At 70.5% G+C, this 16,064-nt stretch carries 16 protein-coding genes; 5 read left to right on the top strand and 11 right to left on the bottom strand.

Features of this window, described 5'->3' with window-relative positions; all coding sequences use genetic code 11:
* Positions 1-196 precede the first annotated feature (196 nt).
* Together ABEA34_RS02790 and ABEA34_RS02795 are read right to left on the bottom strand one after the other, a co-directional pair.
* A complete protein-coding gene (locus ABEA34_RS02790) occupies positions 197-415 on the bottom strand; it encodes a hypothetical protein (protein ID WP_345519009.1) in 219 nt (72 codons plus the stop codon).
* A gap of 175 nt (positions 416-590) precedes the next feature.
* A complete protein-coding gene (locus ABEA34_RS02795; protein ID WP_345519011.1) occupies positions 591-1,196 on the bottom strand; it encodes a hypothetical protein in 606 nt (201 codons plus the stop codon).
* A gap of 386 nt (positions 1,197-1,582) precedes the next feature.
* On the opposite strand from ABEA34_RS02795, the gene ABEA34_RS02800 reads away from it, so the two are divergent.
* Complete coding sequence (locus ABEA34_RS02800) at positions 1,583-1,852, top strand: hypothetical protein (RefSeq protein WP_345519013.1); 270 nt, start codon at positions 1,583-1,585, stop codon at positions 1,850-1,852.
* Between the two features lie 360 nt (positions 1,853-2,212).
* On the opposite strand, the gene ABEA34_RS02805 is transcribed toward ABEA34_RS02800, so the two are convergent.
* Positions 2,213-3,460, bottom strand: a complete 1,248-nt coding sequence (locus tag ABEA34_RS02805; RefSeq protein ID WP_345519015.1) for an HNH endonuclease signature motif containing protein — start codon at positions 3,458-3,460, stop codon at positions 2,213-2,215.
* Positions 3,461-3,723: 263 nt separating this feature from the next.
* On the opposite strand from ABEA34_RS02805, the gene ABEA34_RS02810 reads away from it, so the two are divergent.
* Together ABEA34_RS02810 and ABEA34_RS02815 are read left to right on the top strand one after the other, a co-directional pair.
* Complete coding sequence (locus ABEA34_RS02810) at positions 3,724-5,835, top strand: glycosyltransferase (protein WP_345519017.1); 2,112 nt, start codon at positions 3,724-3,726, stop codon at positions 5,833-5,835.
* A 13-nt stretch (positions 5,836-5,848) separates the two neighbouring features.
* A complete protein-coding gene (locus tag ABEA34_RS02815) occupies positions 5,849-7,135 on the top strand; it encodes a glycosyltransferase (protein WP_345519019.1) in 1,287 nt (428 codons plus the stop codon).
* An 8-nt stretch (positions 7,136-7,143) separates the two neighbouring features.
* Here ABEA34_RS02815 and ABEA34_RS02820 read toward each other — a convergent pair whose 3' ends face one another.
* Genes ABEA34_RS02820 through ABEA34_RS02830 form a run of 3 tightly spaced genes read right to left on the bottom strand, consistent with a single transcriptional unit; the run spans position 7,144 to position 10,733 of the window.
* Positions 7,144-8,211: a response regulator transcription factor gene (locus ABEA34_RS02820; protein WP_345519021.1), complete on the bottom strand. Its 1,068-nt coding sequence runs from the start codon at positions 8,209-8,211 to the stop codon at positions 7,144-7,146.
* Positions 8,212-8,259: 48 nt separating this feature from the next.
* Positions 8,260-9,279 (bottom strand): glycoside hydrolase family 6 protein, encoded by a 1,020-nt coding sequence (locus ABEA34_RS02825; protein ID WP_345519023.1) that lies wholly within the window; start codon positions 9,277-9,279, stop codon positions 8,260-8,262.
* Between the two features lie 35 nt (positions 9,280-9,314).
* Positions 9,315-10,733 (bottom strand): MFS transporter, encoded by a 1,419-nt coding sequence (locus tag ABEA34_RS02830; RefSeq protein WP_345519025.1) that lies wholly within the window; start codon positions 10,731-10,733, stop codon positions 9,315-9,317.
* Between the two features lie 66 nt (positions 10,734-10,799).
* On the opposite strand from ABEA34_RS02830, the gene ABEA34_RS02835 reads away from it, so the two are divergent.
* Both ABEA34_RS02835 and ABEA34_RS02840 read left to right on the top strand, forming a co-directional pair.
* Complete coding sequence (locus tag ABEA34_RS02835) at positions 10,800-11,402, top strand: TetR/AcrR family transcriptional regulator (RefSeq protein ID WP_345519027.1); 603 nt, start codon at positions 10,800-10,802, stop codon at positions 11,400-11,402.
* The gene (locus tag ABEA34_RS02840) at positions 11,399-11,998 is read left to right on the top strand and encodes a Maf family protein (RefSeq protein WP_345519029.1); all 600 of its coding nucleotides are present in this window, start codon (positions 11,399-11,401) and stop codon (positions 11,996-11,998) included. The genes ABEA34_RS02835 and ABEA34_RS02840 overlap by 4 nt, the downstream gene beginning before the upstream one ends.
* Here ABEA34_RS02840 and ABEA34_RS02845 read toward each other — a convergent pair.
* The 5 genes from ABEA34_RS02845 to ABEA34_RS02860 form a co-directional block, all read right to left on the bottom strand.
* Entirely contained in the window at positions 11,943-12,539 is a 597-nt protein-coding gene (locus ABEA34_RS02845; protein ID WP_345519031.1) for a GtrA family protein, read from the bottom strand. The genes ABEA34_RS02840 and ABEA34_RS02845 overlap by 56 nt on opposite strands.
* 27 nt (positions 12,540-12,566) lie before the next feature.
* Positions 12,567-13,235, bottom strand: a complete 669-nt coding sequence (locus ABEA34_RS02850; protein ID WP_345519034.1) for an NADPH-dependent F420 reductase — start codon at positions 13,233-13,235, stop codon at positions 12,567-12,569.
* Positions 13,236-13,282: 47 nt separating this feature from the next.
* Positions 13,283-13,384 (bottom strand): MFS transporter small subunit, encoded by a 102-nt coding sequence (locus ABEA34_RS24120; protein ID WP_425576845.1) that lies wholly within the window; start codon positions 13,382-13,384, stop codon positions 13,283-13,285.
* Positions 13,381-14,790 (bottom strand): OFA family MFS transporter, encoded by a 1,410-nt coding sequence (locus ABEA34_RS02855; RefSeq protein WP_345519036.1) that lies wholly within the window; start codon positions 14,788-14,790, stop codon positions 13,381-13,383. The genes ABEA34_RS24120 and ABEA34_RS02855 overlap by 4 nt, the downstream gene beginning before the upstream one ends.
* Before the next feature lie 72 nt (positions 14,791-14,862).
* A complete protein-coding gene (locus tag ABEA34_RS02860; RefSeq protein WP_345519038.1) occupies positions 14,863-16,047 on the bottom strand; it encodes an acyl-CoA dehydrogenase family protein in 1,185 nt (394 codons plus the stop codon).
* Positions 16,048-16,064 lie beyond the last annotated feature (17 nt).

A 16,064-nucleotide genomic window follows, 5' to 3' on the forward strand; every position in this document is an offset into this window, starting at 1 on the left:
CCCAGATCCAGGCATTCGTGAAGCACGCTAGGGCCGCGATACTGGTGAGGATCCGCACGGCAAGCCCTTGTGGACTTCGTCTCTGCACCTCGTCACCGTAAGGCACTGCCGACGGCTCGGTTCCAGACTTCCGGCAAGTGCGAGGCCCCGTCACGCCCGCAGACTAGCCGCCCGATCATCGGCAGATCCGGACGTTCTAGGTTCGGCGGTGGTATCCGTACTTCTCCGGATTCGCCAAGACCGAGTCCACGGTGGCAGCGGCGCTCTCGTCGCTCATCGCGACGCGTGTGAGTAGCTGCACCGCGTGATCCCTGTTGCCTGCGTGGATCGCGGCGTCGAACTGCGCGGCCAAGCCCGCAGTGGAGAGGCGTTCGTTGACGGTCATGCCGCCGAAGTTCGGCTGTTGTCCACTCACGAATTCACACTAGTGGCGCAGGTCGGAGCTCACGCCGAAATCAAGGCCCACACGCGACCGTGTCATCGGGAGGAGCGGCCACCAGGCGCGTCCAGCAGACGGCAGAGGGATTCACCCTCACCGCAGCAGATCAGGATGTCTATGCGGAAACGTGCAAACGAGCCCCGAGCCGCACTCAGGACCGAATAGAGGCAAGAAAATCGGGTGTGAACCCCTGCCCTGTCTGCGGCTCGTACCCCACCACAGCAGTGACCACACGCCGAACGAACTCGATCTCCCGTTGGACTTCGCCCCATCGCTCGTCCTGCTCGACATCACCTTCATATTTGAGGTCGATTGCCTCGAAAATCTGTGAAACGGCCGTGACTGCGAAGTCGACTCCCCAAGCGACCGCGGCGAGTGCAGCTGAGTACGCAGCTACGGTCTGAGGACGGTCGAAGTCATCGGGTCCGTCTTCTCCTTCGTTGTGGTTGAGCGGGCTGAGGAGGTACTCGGCGATAGCTTGAGAGAGCGCGTAATGCTGCGATCGGTCACCGGCGAGGAACTTCCACACGTGCTGCAGGTGGATCTGCCACTTCCTGCTGGGCTCGTTCTGCCATTCGGTCAAGTGGTCCGTGACCCGATAAGTCTCCGCTGCCGCGCTCGCGGCGACGGCGATGGTCGCGTCGGCTCGCCGTCCGCCCGCTCGAACCCGGGTCAGCTCGGCGCGGACCCATTCCTCCAGTTCAGCAACTACGCGAATCTCGCGCTGCAGCCGGGATTCCCCCGTACGTCCGAACATGGCTCCGAGCGTGCCAGACCGACCTGGCTTGCGCGCGCTCATCAGTAGTTCCGCACCGTCAGCTGCAGATCCGGATGAATGGGTGTCGAGTGGCGTGGGCACGACTCACGCATGGGTTGGCGTAGAGACTTGAACGGGCCGGCGGCCCTGATCCAGTTCGTCATTCTCGGACTTGCCGTGATGTTGGTCGGGCTGGCCGGAGTGTCTGGCTCTTGGGGCGACGCGCCGGGGACTCTCCCCTTCTCAGCACTGTTGAGCGTGGTCGGCCTGCTGATGAGCCTCCTCGGTCTGCGGCGGCTCCGGCGCTAAGGCACTTCGCGCATCGGCAGATCCGAGCTGATCGCGGCAGATGCAGATGCATCCGACGTGACTGCAGAATGGCGTCCGTGACCGAGCACCTGGCTGACCGTGGCATCCCGTCGAACCTGCAGTCGTATGTCTGTCTCGAGGTATTTCGCGGCGAGCGCCCCGTGCTTCTCGTCAGTCGCGAGGACGGCGACTGGTGTTTCATTTGTGGTGAAGGGCATCCCGACGACCCTGCCTTCTACCGCGTTGCCGGGATCGGCCATCCGGTCGGCGACGATCTCACGCTTGCCGAGGTGCTTGACCTCGATGCCGACGAGGAGGCCGAGCGCGCGTTCGTCGGTGGACCTTAGGTCCGTTCGCGCTTGTAGGGGTCTTGGCGAAGAAGCGCTTTTCTCTGGCCGGCACGCCCCCGCTCATCGGCAGTTGCGCTCACCATCAACGGCATGAGCGGACGGGGCTGCTTCAGCCGGTCGGCGTCTTCCACATAAACGCCCCGATGAGGCTCGCGATTGATCCCGCGAACGCCGCCACAGCACCTGCTCTTCCCGCAGCGCTTCCCGTGTCTACCGCAAGAACCACCACTGAGCCGAACGCCAAGAGCAGCCCTCCACCGAGGAACAACATTCTTCCCAGTGGCCACGGGCTCATGGCAGCAGGCTATCCAATCGCCCGTCCGCTCATCGGCATGTGAGTGCGTCGGGACAGTCGGCCTAGCACCGGCGGTGGAAGTTGATCCTGCCGTCGGCTTGATGGGTGGTCTCGTACGTCGGGTCGTGGGCTCGGGCGTGGTGGCGGGGGCAGAGCAGTCCGCCGTTGGCGAGGTCAGTGTTGCCGTCGTCGGCCCAGCGGATCCAGTGATGTCCGTGGCACATCCAGGGTGGCCAGTCGCACCCGTCGGTGACGCAGCCGCCGTCTCTGATGCCCAGGGCGGTGAGCTGGGCCTTGGTGAAGAACCGTCTGGCACGGCCGACGTCGAGGACCTCGCTCTTGCCGTTGAGGACGACGGGCAGGATCCGGGCGGTGCACGCGAGACGTCTTACCTGGCTCGGGCTGATCTTCTCGCCGGTGTCGAGGACACCTGCCTTCTCGAGTCTTCCGGTCAACACGTCGAGATCGATGTGGACCACGATGGTGGCGTCGGCGCCGCCGACCTTGGGCAGGTCCTTCGCACTGATGCGTTCGATGAGCTCGGCGAACGCTCTGCCCATCCTCTCGGGACCCGGGCGGCGTTCGATCCCGGCGCCGTGGGTGGCGGCCTGGTGCTTGGGTGCGGCAATCGCCAGGAGCATCTTCTTGAGCATCGCGGCCTGCACGGTCGGGAGGGTGAACCGGGCGTGGGTCTTGCCGTGGCCGTCGTCGGTCATCGTCAGCCGCATCGCTTGGGCGGCTTTGGCCTCTTCCTTCTCGAGGAGGTCAGCCTCGTGCTGGTCCGCGAGGTCGGGTGCCACCACTTCGAGGAGGCGGCGGCCGAGGATCCGCAGCGTCTTGGCGTCGTGCTCGGCTGCCGCCTCGACCAGGTGCCGCTCCGCCCGGATCACCAGGTCCGAGTCGAGATCCTCGGGGAGCTCCTTGGCCGCCCGGACGATGACCTGCGCCTGCTCCGGTCGGAGGTCGCCTGCGGCGAGCGCATCGCGGACGACGTCGTGGGTGTCGAGGTCGTAGCCGAGGTGCACCACCCCCGCCGCAGCCGACCGGGTCATCCGGGTCTGGTGCGCCAACCAGGTCGCGGTCGACGTCGCGCCGACGTCGGTGCCGACCTGGAGCTCGTCGGCGTGCCGGGCAACCCGGGACCGGAGCTCCACGACCTGCGCCTCGAGCTTCGTCAGCTCCAGCAGCGTCGACGCTGCTTCGCCAGCGCTCATGGACCACACCGACGCGTCCACCACGGCGTCGGCGATGCCGCGCATCCGCGCGGTCGCCGTCGCCACCAGGTGGTGGGGTGTGGTCATTGCTGTCATGGGACTAGCCAAGCACTGGCCACCGACAGTCAGATGCCTCAGAAGGGCTTATCCACAGGGTTCCAGGTCACGAATAGGTCACGATCGCGGACGATTGTCCAAACCCCTCTCAACCACTGGGGGCTACCGGAGGGCCGGGAGGCAACGCCGACCCGAGCCCGCCGTACCCGCATAAATGCCTATCGGCGGCCGACCCAAGCGAACCCGCAGCCAGACCAGTTGGGCTCGGACATCCGAGAACGCCGCGGCTCCGAATCACCCGTATGGCGACTTCTCTGCGGCGCACTCTCGACGAGGTTCAGCAGGCGCCGTTCGTGGTGGACGTGCTGCGCAGCGGGGACCGCCTTGCGGCTGCCGCCCGCGCCGAGGACGGACCGGACGCGGTGCGGATGCTGGCAGCGGCGATCCACGAGCCGGACGAGCTGACTGCGGTGGCGGCCGTGCACGCCCTGGCCAGGGTCGTCGACGACGGGGCCGACGCCGTCCTGTCCGAGCTGCTGTCGCGCCCGCGACCGTTCCTGCGCGAGCACGCGAGCTGGGCGCTCGAGTCCCGGCTGCCGCGTCTCGACGCGATCGGGAGGCTGGTCGGCGTCGTCGTGGGTGGCGGGTTCTCCGGCGTCCTCGCCCAGCGCACGCTCGGACGGTGGGCGGCATCCGCGCCGGAGCAGGTCGCTCTCTCCGTCGAAGGTGCACTGGCCGGGACGGCCGGTCCCGACGTCCGCGGCCGGCTGGTCGAGACACTCGGCCTGGTACCCGGTCCCCTCCCCGGCCGCGCGCTGCGCGCGCTCGCCGTCGACCCTGACGAGCAGCCTGCGGCACGGCTGGCCGCCGTCGCCGCCCTCGGTGACCGCCCCGGCGACGCCGCCTCGGTCGCCGTGGTCCGTGGCCTCAGCACGGCTGCCGGAGACCTGGGAACCGTCGCTCGGCTCGCCGCCATCGACCTGGGGATCGACGCGGTCGAGCAGGGCAGCGCCGGCCACGGCCTGACCGTCGCCCAGCTCTTCCTGCACGCCGACATCGACCGGGACCTGAGCCGCGCGGGCGCCGGTGACAACGGCGGCGTCGCCACGCTGCTGGTCCGACTGGGCGACGCGCTGGCGACCGAACCCGGCATCGGCCGGGTGCTGACGCTGTCCCGCGGCACCGTCGGTGCTGCCCTGGACGCACTGGCCCCCGGCGACGGTCACCTCCTGACCCCGGTGCCCCTCCTGAGTGAGGCCGCATCTGCAGCGCAGGCCTGGCCGTCGCGCATCGCGGCGGAACGCGGGATCCGCCGCGTGCTCCGGACGCACCACGCCGACGTCCTGCACCTGCGGATGGCGGAGGTGGGCAGCCTGGCCGCGGCCCAGGTGGCCCGGGAGCTGGGCATCCCGGTGGTGTTCACCCTCGCGCCCGACCCGCACGCGGTCGTCCATGCCCTCGACATGACGGGCGGCCTGCACCGGGGCAACTTCGGCGCCGAGGACGAACGGGAGCACTACTGGTTCCGGGCCCGCCTCGTGCAGCGACTGGCTGAGGACTCGGCCCACATCGTCCTCTTCCCCCGGCCCCACCTGCAGGACGACCTGCGCGAGCTGCTCGGCCTCGACGTGGCTGGGAACCCGGGCCGGTTCACGGTGGTGCCGGAGGGCGTCGACCTGAGGGTCAGTGCTGCGGCAGCGGCCGAGCTGGTCCGGCCCGGACCCCCCGGCCCGGCGCTGGTCGAGCTCGACGCGCTCGTCGCCTCGTTGCCCGAACACCGCAGGCGGTTGCCGCTGGTCCTGAGCGTGGGGCGCCTGCACCGGGTCAAGGGCATGGCGACCCTGGTCGAGGCGTGGGCCGGCGACGCCGAGCTGGCCGAGAGGTGCAACCTGATGATCGTCGGCGGCGACCTGGCCGACCCCTCGTCCGACGAGCGCGAGCAGCTCGACCTCATCGCCGAGGTGCTCGCGCGGTTCCCGGCGGCGGCTGCCGGCCTGCTGATGCCGGGCCATCGCCCCAACGACGTGGTGGCGGTCTGGATGGCGGCCGCGCAGGCAGGCAGGCCGGGCGGCAACGGCCCCGGCGGGGCGTACGTGTGCAGCAGCCTCAAGGAGGAGTTCGGCCTGGCGCTCGTGGAGGCCCTGGCCTCCGGACTGGTGGTGGTGGGGCCGGCAGCCGGCGGCCCAGCCACCTACATCGAGGACGGGGTGACCGGCGTCCTGGTCGACACGCGTCGCCCGGAGGAGGTGGCCCGCGCGCTCTGGGCGGCGCTCGGCCTCGCGGCCGAGCCTGGCCAGGCGGAACGGATCGACCGGGCAACGCAACGCGTGAGCGCGGATCTCACGGTGCAGGCCATGGCGGCCCGGTTGAGCGTGATCTACACCGGCGCCGCTCACCCGGTCGGTCGCTCGTGACACGGTTGCCGACATGAGCGTCCTGGTGATCAGTCCCGACTATGCCTCGCACCTGCTGCCGCTGGCGACGATCGCGACGGCGTGGGCGGACGCTGGTGAGTCGGTGACGGTCGCCACGGGCCCCGCGACCGCCGGGATCGTCGCCGAGTTCGGGTTCGAACGTGCCGACCTGGTGCTCGGGCGGGGGTCGAACCCCGGGGTCATCCAGGTCGACGAGCAGCCACCGGGCGAGGACACCGCACTGCGTGGCTTCTTCGACGCCACCCGGCACGGCATGCTGGCGACCTTGCGCTACCAGGCCGAGGCACGGCGCACCGACCTGCTGTGGGAGCCGGTCGACCGTGCCCGAGCGGTGCTGGACGTCGTCGAACGGCTCCAGCCCGACCACGTGATCGTCGACCACCTGGCGTTCAGCGCCCGGCTCGCACTGGACGCCGCGGGCATCCCCTACGCCGACGTCGTGCTCGGCCACCCGTCCGCACTGCCGGTCGGCGACGAGGTCTACGGCTACCCGCCCGTCTGGCCGACGGCCTTCACCCCGCCGGAGTCCGAGCTCGCCACCTTGCACCGACTGTGCCGCGACGTCCGGGATGCCTTCACCGCCGAGTGGAACGCCGCCCTGCACGTGCTGGCACCCGCCGCCACACCGTCGGTGGACGCGTTCGCCGAGCACGGCGACCTGTTGATGTTGAACTACCCCTCGGCCCTGCACGACCCGGCACGTACGGCGTTGCTGCCGCCGCACGCGTTCCTCGGCTCCGCCGTGCGAGCGGAGCCGGTGGACGACGAGGTCCGGGACTGGCTCGAGGCCGCCGACCGCCCGGTGGTCTACGTCAGCTTCGGCAGCTTCCTGTCCGCGCGCGGGGACGTGCTGGCGACGGCGCTGGACGGCCTTCGTCCGCTCGGGCTCCGGGTCGCGGTGGCCACCGGTTCCGCGATCGGCCTGCCGGACCTTCCGCCGGAGTGGCTGGCGCGGCGCTACCTCCCTCAGGTCGCCCTGCTGGACCGGGCGGCGGCGTTGGTCACCCACGGCGGCAACAACAGCGTCACGGAGGCGCTCACCGCAGGGGTCCCCATGGTGGTGCTGCCGTTCTCCACCGACCAGTTCGCGGGAGCGGCGGCGATCGAGGCTGCCGGGCTGGGATCCGTGCTCGACCCGAACACGGTGACGCCCGCGGAGCTGGGTACGGCCGTGCGGGCCGTCCTCGACGGCCCTCCTGCTCATCTGGCCCGCACGATCGGCGCGGAGCTACGCCAGACCCCGGGCCGCGACATCGCGCGTGCGGCCCTGCTCGGCTGACCGCAGAGCTAGGAACCCTCGGCGAGCCGGTAGCCGACGCCGCGCACGGTCTCGACGTACCGCGGCGTGGCGGCGTCGTCACCGAGCTTGCGGCGCAGGTTGGCGATGTGGACCTCGACGGAGCGCTTGTCGGCCTCGTTGACGAAGTACGACGTGACGTACTGCTGGCCGCGCATGGTCAGCACCAGGTCGGCCTTGCTGCGCACCCGACGTCCGGTGCTCATCAGCGAGGCGAGCAGGTCGAACTCGGTGCGGGTCAGGTCCACCGATCCGTTGTTGACCATCACCACGCGGGTCTCGTGGTTGAGGGCCAGGCCGTTGAACCGCATCCAGCCGGTGCCGGGGTCGGCCTGGACCGCACCGTGCTGAGCGGCCGGCGGCTGCACCGACTGCGGCACGGGGGCCTGCTGCGGCACCGGAGCGGGCTGCGCCACGGGGGCCGGCGGCTGCACCGGCTCCGGCGGGGGCTGGTACGCCGGCGCGGCCGGCGCAGGCGCAGGCGCCGGGGCCGGCGGCTGCTGCTGCACGGGCTGGACCGGCGCGGCGGGCTGGACCGGCGCGGCGGGCTGGACCGGCTGCGGCTGGGACGCGGCGAAGTCGCGCGCGGCAGCGGCGGCCCACGAGGCCGGCGGGGCCGCCGGAGCGGCCGGCTCGGGCTCGGGCTCGGAGTCGACCCAGCCGTGCGGCCGGTCCATCCGGGCGCGCGGACGGCGCAGCATCGAGTCGGCCCGGGCGCGCAGCTCGCGCGGCCGGAACGGCTTGACGAGGTAGTCGTCGGCGCCTGCCTCGAAGCCCTGCACCACGTCGATCTCGTCAGCGAGCGCGGTGATCATGATCAGGTAGGTGTTGCTGAACTCCCGCACCCGCTTGGCCGCGGCGAAGCCGTCCATCCCGGGCATGTTGACGTCGAGCGTCGTGATGAGCGGGTTGTGCTTGCGCACCGCCTCGACACCATCGGTCCCGTTCTCGGTCACCACGGTCGTGAAACCGGACTGGGTGAGGACGATGTCGATGAGATCGCGCACATCGGGGTCGTCCTCGATGATCACTGCGACCCACTGATTACCCGGCTCCATGACCGGCAGCCTAACAACGGCTAGACCGCACGCGTCATCCCCGAACGGTCACCATCCGGATGCCGATGCCAGCTCCATCGCCCGCTCCGGCCAGAACTGGCCGGCGGACGGCCCGCCGTTGCACTCACCGTCGCTCTCACCAGGCGGTTTGACCCACACGTTGGCGTCCTGGTGCGGCGACGCCGAGGAGGCACCACCCGGCTCGATCCCGAACGCGCGCCCGGGCGGGTTGCACCAGTCCTGGGTCGCCCCGAACCCGTTGCGACCGGTGTCCACGACGTAGTGCGCCCCGTCGAGCAGCCCACTGAGCTCCTCGCCGTACTTCTGCTCGTCCTGGTCGGACTGGAAGTTGGAGACGTTGGTGGAGAAGCCACGCACGTCGCCGACGCCGGCGTCCTCGAGCAGCGGAGCGAGGTCGGCGGGGTCGATCCAGTGGGAGTGCCCGCCGTCGAGGTACGTCGTGACGCCGGCCGCGGCCAGCCGGTGCGCAGCGTCGGCGATCAGCCCGACCCGCTCGTCCCGGTCGCCGCACTCGAGCAGTGATGCGAGCCCGTCGGGCTCGACGACGGCGGCCACGTCGTCACCCTTGCCCGCTGCGTCGGCGATCTCGCCGACCCAGGGGCCGTACTCGTCGGCGGGCAGCCCGCCGGCCGAGTGCTGGCCGGTGCAGTCGCGGTCGGGCACCCCGTAGATCACGAAGGTCGGGACCTGACCCGCCTTGTCGGCCGCGGCGACGACCGTGGACACGTAGCCGCCGACCGACCCGCTGGGGTACTCCTCCGGCGTCAGCCAGATGCCCTGCGGCACCCCGGCCAGCCGGCTGAACACCTGCTCACGCTCGCTGTCGCCGTCGGACTTCGCGGACTCGGCCGCCTGCGCCGCCTTGGAGCCCGGGTCGGCGTACTGGTCGTGGTCGGCGTACGGGTTGACGGCCTGCGCGTCCCGGCTCCCCTGCCCCGATCCGGGGTCGGATCCGGCGGACCCGTCCGAGGAGGAGCAGGCGGTGAGGGCGGCCGAGCCGGCGAGCAGGCACGCGACCAGGAGGCGGGAGGGTGAGCGAAGGGGCACGCCGCCATCATGCCAAGGCGGCGTGCCCCTCCCCGTCAGGCCTTGCGGCCGGGGGCGAACAGGCTGGCGATCGCCGCCACGGCCACCGCGCCGGCACCGGTGAGGAGCGCCGGGCCGATCGCGCCGTCGTACCCGGTCGGGGTGATCTGACCCCCGTTGCCGAGGAAGACCGCGACCAGGACCGCGATGCCGAGCGCGACGCCGAACTCCCGGATCGTGGAGTTGGCGGAGCTGGCGATCGCGAAGTCGCTGTCCGGCAGACCATCAAGGACCATCGAGGCGCCCGGGGCGAAGACCAGCCCCATCCCGACGCCGGCCATGACCAGCGGCACGATGAAGGACGAGTACGACGAGCCGTTCTCGGTGATCACCGCGAACCAGACCAGCGAGACCGTCTGCAGCACGAGGCCGGTGAGCAGCAGGGCGCGGTAGCCCAGCCGCCCGACGAGGGCGCCGGCGATCGGGGCCACCACCATCGGCGCCGCGGTCCACGGGAGCGTCCGCAGGCCCGCCTGGAGCGGCGTGTAGCCCTGCACGACCTGCAGGTACTGCGCGAGCAGGAAGACGGTGCCGAACATGCCGAGCGTGAACATCAGGAAGATGACGTTGGCGACCGTGAACTTCCGGGCGGAGAAGAGCCGCAGCGGGAGCACGGCGTGGGCGCGACCGCGTGCCCACAGGACGTACGCCGGCAGCAGCACGCCGGCCAGGACCAGCGGGCCGAGCACGCGCGGGTCGCTCCAGCCGTCGTCGTTGCCGTGCACGATGCCCCAGATGCCGAGGAAGACGGCGCCGCCGAGCAGCAGCACGCCGAAGGGGTCGAGCTTCTGCCAGGCGCCCCGGGACTCCGGGATCGCGACCAGCAGCAGCGGCACCGCCACCAGGGCGACCGGCACGTTGAGCCAGAAGATCGCCTGCCAGCTGACGCCCTCGACGACCGCGCCGCCGATCACCGGGCCCAGGGCGACGCCGAGGCCGCTCACCCCGCCCCAGATGCCGATGGCGGCCGCCCGCATGGCGGGCGGCACGGCCGCGGCGAGCAGGGTCAGGGACAGCGGCATGATGGCCGCGGCGCCCAGCCCCTGGACCGCCCGCGCCGCGATCAGGGCCTCGGAGGAGGTGCTCAGCGCGGAGGCGATCGAGGCCAGCGTGAAGAGGGTGACGCCCGCGAGCATCATCCGGCGCCGGCCGAGCCGGTCGCCGAGGGTGGCCGCCGGGAGCATGAACGTGGCGAAGGTGAGCGTGTAGGCGTTCAGGAACCACGACAGCTGGCCGACCGAGGAGCCCAGGTCGACCTGGATCACGGGCAGCGCGCTGGTCATCACCAGGTTGTCGAGGGTGGCCATGAACATCGGCAGGGAGGCCGCCACGATCGCGACCCACACCGGGATGTGGCGACGGCGGACCGCTGGCAGGTCCGGGCCTACGACCCGGGGTTCGTCGAGAGTGGTCATCAGGATCTCCGTAAGAAGGCATTGAATGATTACTTGTTGCTCGACCTTAAGTAATCGACTGATAACATGTCAACCATGAAGGCGGAGAAGAGCACGCGGATGTCGGCGGAGGACCGCCGGGCCCTCGTCCTGGAGGCCGGCACGCGGGCGTTCGCCCACGGCGGCTACCACGGCACCAGCACGGACGCGGTCGCCAAGGAGGCCGGCGTCTCGCAGCCGTACGTCGTGCGGATCTTCGGCACCAAGCTCGACCTCTTCCTCGAGGTCTTCGCCGGAGCGGTCGGCCGGATCAAGGCGGCCTTCGAGCAGGTCCTCGAGGAGCAGCCGTTCGACCCCGAGAGCGAGGACGACAAGGCCCGGATGGGCCTGGCCTACACCGGGCTCCTGCGTGACCACGACTTCCTGCAGGTGATGATGCACGGCTTCTCGAACGGTGACGTGCCCGAGATCGCGGCCGCCGCGCGCGCGTGCATGGGCGACGTCTTCGCCACCATCCAGCGCACCGGCTGGGACGACGAGACGGTCCGCGACTTCGTGGCCTACGGGATGCTGCTCAACGTGATGATCTCGATGCGCGCCCCGGAGCACCTGACGCCCGGCGACCCGCTGACGACCCTGGCGCTGTGCGCCTTCGGGGACGACCTCGAGGTGCTTCAATCGCCGGCGTGACCTCTCTCGTCCTCGCGTCCCAGTCCCCCGCCCGCCTGGCCACCCTCCGCGCGGCCGGGGTCGACCCGCTGGTGATCGTCTCCGGCGTCGACGAGTCCCAGCTCGCCGGGCTCCCACCGGCCGAGCTGGCGCTCCAGCTGGCCGAGCTCAAGTGCGCCGCGGTCGTGGGCCGTGACGAGGTGCCGGCCGACGCACTGGTCCTCGGCTGCGACTCGGTCCTCGACCTCGACGGCGAAGCGCTCGGCAAGCCCGACGACGCGGCCGACGCCGTACGCCGCTGGCAGGCGATGCGCGGCCGCACCGGCGTGCTCAGCACGGGCCACTGCCTGCACGACACCGCGACCGGGCGGGTGGCCGCCGCGACCGCGTCCACGATCGTGCACTTCGCGGACGTGAGCGACGACGAGATCGCGGCGTACGTCGCGACCGGCGAGCCGCTCTGGGTCGCCGGCGCCTTCACGGTCGACGGCCTCGGCGGCGCGTTCGTGACCGGCATCGAGGGCGACCACCACAACGTGGTCGGCGTCAGCCTGCCGCTGCTCAGGGAGCTGGTGGCCGAGCTGGGTCACTCGTGGACGGAGCTGTGGCGTCCCTGACCTCGGGCTCGACGTCCACCGGCGCGTCGAGCGGCTCGACCTCCTGCAGCTCGCTCATCTCGAAGACCTGCAGCGGGTTCTGCCGGAGGTCCGCCAGGTGCACCGGACGCTGGAAGACCAGCGTGCGGAAGAGGTAGAACCGCGCGACCATCCCCAGGAAGAGGCCGATCACGTTGGCGGCCACGTTGTCGGAGTACGGGTCGTCGAGGTCGAACAGGTTGCGGCTGATCCACAGGCAGGCGATCGGGATGAGCATCGTGACCAGGTTGATCAGCACGAACATCAGTCGGCCGCCGTCGGCAGTGCGCGGCGGACGGTCCTTGAACACCCAGGTGCGGCTGCCCCGGTAGCTGACGGCCATGCCGACCAGGTTGGCGACCACGAACGCCAGGTAGGGCTGCCCCGACAGCGGTGCGTCCCAGCCGGTGTGGAAGCCGTGGACGAGGAAGTTGAAGAGGACGACGGCGACGATCGTCGCGAGGCCACCGACCGCGAGGAACCGGTAAGCCTCGGTGAAGATCCGACTCCACCGGTCACCCATGCCGTCAAGGCTAACCGCTGGGACCGGTCAGGCCGGCAGCGACGGCCCTCGCACCACCTTGATGTTGAAGTCCGAGCCGCCGAGCGCCACCGCCGTCCGGACCCAGAGCGCCAGGAACATCTCCGGCCCGCGAGCGGTCTCGAGGCCGCCGAGATCGATCACGTCGGTGTGCCCGAGCTCGCGCAGCAGCGCGGTCACGGTCGCCTTGGCGCTCGGCTCGTCGCCCGACACGAAGACGGTCGTGCTCTCCCCCAGCCGGCCCGGGTCGACCATCACCGTGTTGTTCATGGTGTTCAGCGTCTTCACCACCAGGGCCTCCGGATGGGCCCGTTGCACCTGCTCGGCGAACGAGTCGTCGTCCTTCACGAAGAGGCGCGGCGGGAACCCGTGGCCGTGGTCGAGCGGGTTGGACAGGTCGAGGAGCACTCGGCCGACGAGGTCGGGCCCGACCTCGTCGAGCACGCCGAGGGCGATGTCACCGCCCAGCGCGTTGACGACGAGGTCGGCACCGTCCGCCGACCCGGCAAAGGGCACGAGGCGTACGTCGGCGTGCGCCTCCGCCCAGGAGGTGTGCTCCTCGCGTCCCGCAGTGGCTGCCAGGTCGCGGGTCGCCATCGTGAGGTCGTGGCCGAGGTCGTCGAGACGGCCGGCGACGGCGCGACCGACCGCCCCGGTGCCCAGCACGGTGATCTTCATGGCGCGACCGTAGAACCTCAAGCGGTGTTGAGGTCAAGGTCCGTCCATCAACCTGAGAACAGGTTGGCCGCCTTGCGAAGGGTCTCCACCAGTCCGTAGGCCAAGGGGATCCCGACCACGGCCCAGGCCACTGCGATGCGTGCTGTCATACCGAGCTCCTCTCCATCTCAGGGTCCGACTCGGTGTCCGGCTCGGGCTCGTGGAACCGCGGGTCCACCTCCCGGATCAGCAGGTTCGCGACGAAGCCGACCGCGAGCACGCCGACCATGGTCAGGAGGGCCGGCCGGTAGTCGGCAGCGGTGAGCTCTCCGGGCGTGCCCTGCGCGTCCAGGAACCCGTTGACGATCAGCGGGCCAACCACCCCGGCCGCCGACCACGCGATCAGCAGGCGGCCGTGGATCGCACCGACCTGGAACGTGCCGAACAGGTCGCGCAGATAGGCCGGGACAGTGGCGAAGCCGCCACCGTAGAAGGAGATGATGACGGTCGTGAGCAGCACGAACAGGGCGACGGCCGTCGACCCGGTCAGCGCCAGCAGGGCGTACAGCACCATGCCGAGGCCGAGGTAGACCACGTAGATCGCCTTACGGCCGATCACGTCGGAGGTCGACGACCAGACGAAGCGTCCGGCCATGTTGGCCAGGGACAGCAGGCCGACGAACCCACCGGCAGCGGCAGCACTGACCGAGGACACCCCGTCGTCGCCGCGGAAGAAGTCCTGGATCATCGGCGAAGCCTGCTCGAGGATCCCGATGCCGGCCGTGACGTTGCAGAACAGCACGAGCCACAGCAGGTAGAACTGCGGGGTGCGGATGGCGCTGGCCGCCGAGACGCTGGCCGTGGTGACCAGCTTCTTCTCCGCCACCTGCGACGGGTCCCACCCGGCCGGCTGCCATCCCTCGGCGGGCACCCGGATCGTGAATGCGCCGAACATCATGAACGCGAAGTAGACGATCCCGAGGGTGACGAAGAGCAGCATCACGGCGTGGCCCGATGCGACCGAGCCGGGGTCGGTCGAGTCGTAGGCGCCGTCGTAGAGCCCCATCAACCGCGCGCTGAGCGGTCCGGCGATCAGCGCGCCGCCCCCGAAGCCCATGATCGCCATGCCGGTCGCCAGGCCGGGTCGGTCGGGGAACCACTTGATCAGGGTGGAGACCGGCGAGATGTAGCCGATCCCGAGCCCGATGCCGCCGATGACGCCGTACCCGAGGTAGACGAGCCACAGCTGGTCGGTCCCGATCCCGACCGCGGCGACCATGAAGCCCGTCGCCCAGAAGCAGGCGGCGGTGAACATCGCAGCCCGCGGACCATTGCGGTCCACCCAGGTGCCACAGACCGCCGCGGACAGGCCGAGCATCACGATCGCGATCGAGAAGATGAACCCGATCCGGGTCAGGCTGGTGTCGAAGTGCTGCACCAGGGCGGTCTTGTAGACACTGGTGGCATAGACCTGGCCGATGCACAGGTGGACCGAGAGCGCCGCTGGCGGCACCAGCCATCTGCTGTAGCCGGCACCAGCCACGATGCGGTCGCGGGCGAGGAACGACGGAACCACGTGACACCTCCGAGTTGGGTCGATCGCGCCCGTACCCAGAAGTGACCGTGATCACTCACCTGCCGGGCAGGATCACTCGACCGGCAGGCCGAGGCCGCGCGCGATCAGCATCCGCTGCACCTCGGAGGTGCCCTCGCCGATCTCGAGCACCTTGGCGTCGCGGTAGAACCGTGCGACCGGGTACTCCTCCATGAAGCCGTAGCCGCCGAAGACCTGCGTCGCGATCCGCGTGGCGCTCACCGCCGACTCGGTGGCGTACAGCTTCGCCACCGCGGCGGCCTGCTTGAACTCCTTGACGGGAGCTCCCCCGTCCTTCATCGCGGCGGCCCGGTAGGTGAGGAGCCGGCTCGCGTGCAGCATCACCTCGAGGTCGGCGATCTGGAACGCCACGCCCTGCTTGCGCCCGATCGGCCCGCCGAACGTCTGCCGGTCCCCGGCGTACTGCAGGCTCAGGTCGAGGCACGCCTGGATGCAACCGACCGCCAGAGCAGCGATGGCGACCCGGCCGTCGTCGAGCGTGGCCAGGAACTGGGCGTAGCCGCGGCCGCGCTCGCCGAGCAGGTTGGCCTCGGGGACGCGGACGTCCTCGAACGAGAGCGGGTGCGTGTCGGAGGCGTGCCAGCCGAGCTTGTCGTACGCCTTCTCCGCCGTGAAGCCGGGCGTGCCGCTCGGCAGCATGATCGTGCTGATCTCGGGGCGACCGTCGCCGCGGTCGCCGGTGCGGGCGGTGACGGTGACGACGCTGGTGATCGAGGAGCCGGAGTTGGTGATGAACTGCTTGGCGCCGTTGACCACCCACTCGCCGTCCTCGAGCGTCGCCTTCGTCTTCGTGGCGCCCGCGTCGGAGCCGGCGCCGGGCTCGGTGAGGCCGAAGCCGGCGAGGGTGGTGCCGGCGACCAGGTCGGGCAGCCAGGTCTGCTTCTGCTCGTCGGTGCCGTAGGTCAGGATCGGGTTGATGCCGAGGCCGACCGCGGCCTCGAGCGTGATGCCCATCGACTGGTCGACGCGGCCGATCTCCTCGATCGCGACGCACAGGCTGGTGAAGTCGCCGTCGTCCCCCGCGCCGCCGTACTCCTCCGGCGAGGTGAGGCCGAAGAGGCCGAGCTCGCCCATCTTCTGCACGACGTCGACCGGGAAGTGGTGGTCCCGGTCCCACTGGGCGGCGTACGGCGCGATCTCCGCCTCGGCGAAGGACCGGACGGTACGGCGGAACTCCTCGTGCTCACGGGACAGCTCGAAGGTCGACTCGGTGCTCATGGACGGCACCCTAGCCG

Origin of the sequence: Nocardioides conyzicola (assembly GCF_039543825.1) — a bacterium.
Classification (GTDB): Bacteria; Actinomycetota; Actinomycetes; order Propionibacteriales; family Nocardioidaceae; genus Nocardioides; species Nocardioides conyzicola.

Excerpts from the sequence above, each read along its gene's own strand:
- ABEA34_RS02795 (WP_345519011.1), bottom strand. The coding sequence starts at position 1,196 with ATGTTCGGACGTACGGGGGAATCCCGGCTGCAGCGCGAGATTCGCGTA.
- ABEA34_RS02805 (WP_345519015.1), bottom strand. The coding sequence starts at position 3,460 with ATGACAGCAATGACCACACCCCACCACCTGGTGGCGACGGCGACCGCG.
- ABEA34_RS02810 (WP_345519017.1), top strand. The coding sequence starts at position 3,724 with ATGGCGACTTCTCTGCGGCGCACTCTCGACGAGGTTCAGCAGGCGCCG.
- ABEA34_RS02815 (WP_345519019.1), top strand. The coding sequence starts at position 5,849 with ATGAGCGTCCTGGTGATCAGTCCCGACTATGCCTCGCACCTGCTGCCG.
- ABEA34_RS02820 (WP_345519021.1), bottom strand. The coding sequence starts at position 8,211 with ATGGAGCCGGGTAATCAGTGGGTCGCAGTGATCATCGAGGACGACCCC.
- ABEA34_RS02830 (WP_345519025.1), bottom strand. The coding sequence starts at position 10,733 with ATGACCACTCTCGACGAACCCCGGGTCGTAGGCCCGGACCTGCCAGCG.
- ABEA34_RS02835 (WP_345519027.1), top strand. The coding sequence starts at position 10,800 with ATGTCAACCATGAAGGCGGAGAAGAGCACGCGGATGTCGGCGGAGGAC.
- ABEA34_RS02845 (WP_345519031.1), bottom strand. The coding sequence starts at position 12,539 with ATGGGTGACCGGTGGAGTCGGATCTTCACCGAGGCTTACCGGTTCCTC.
- ABEA34_RS02850 (WP_345519034.1), bottom strand. The coding sequence starts at position 13,235 with ATGAAGATCACCGTGCTGGGCACCGGGGCGGTCGGTCGCGCCGTCGCC.
- ABEA34_RS24120 (WP_425576845.1), bottom strand. The coding sequence starts at position 13,384 with ATGACAGCACGCATCGCAGTGGCCTGGGCCGTGGTCGGGATCCCCTTG.
- ABEA34_RS02860 (WP_345519038.1), bottom strand. The coding sequence starts at position 16,047 with ATGAGCACCGAGTCGACCTTCGAGCTGTCCCGTGAGCACGAGGAGTTC.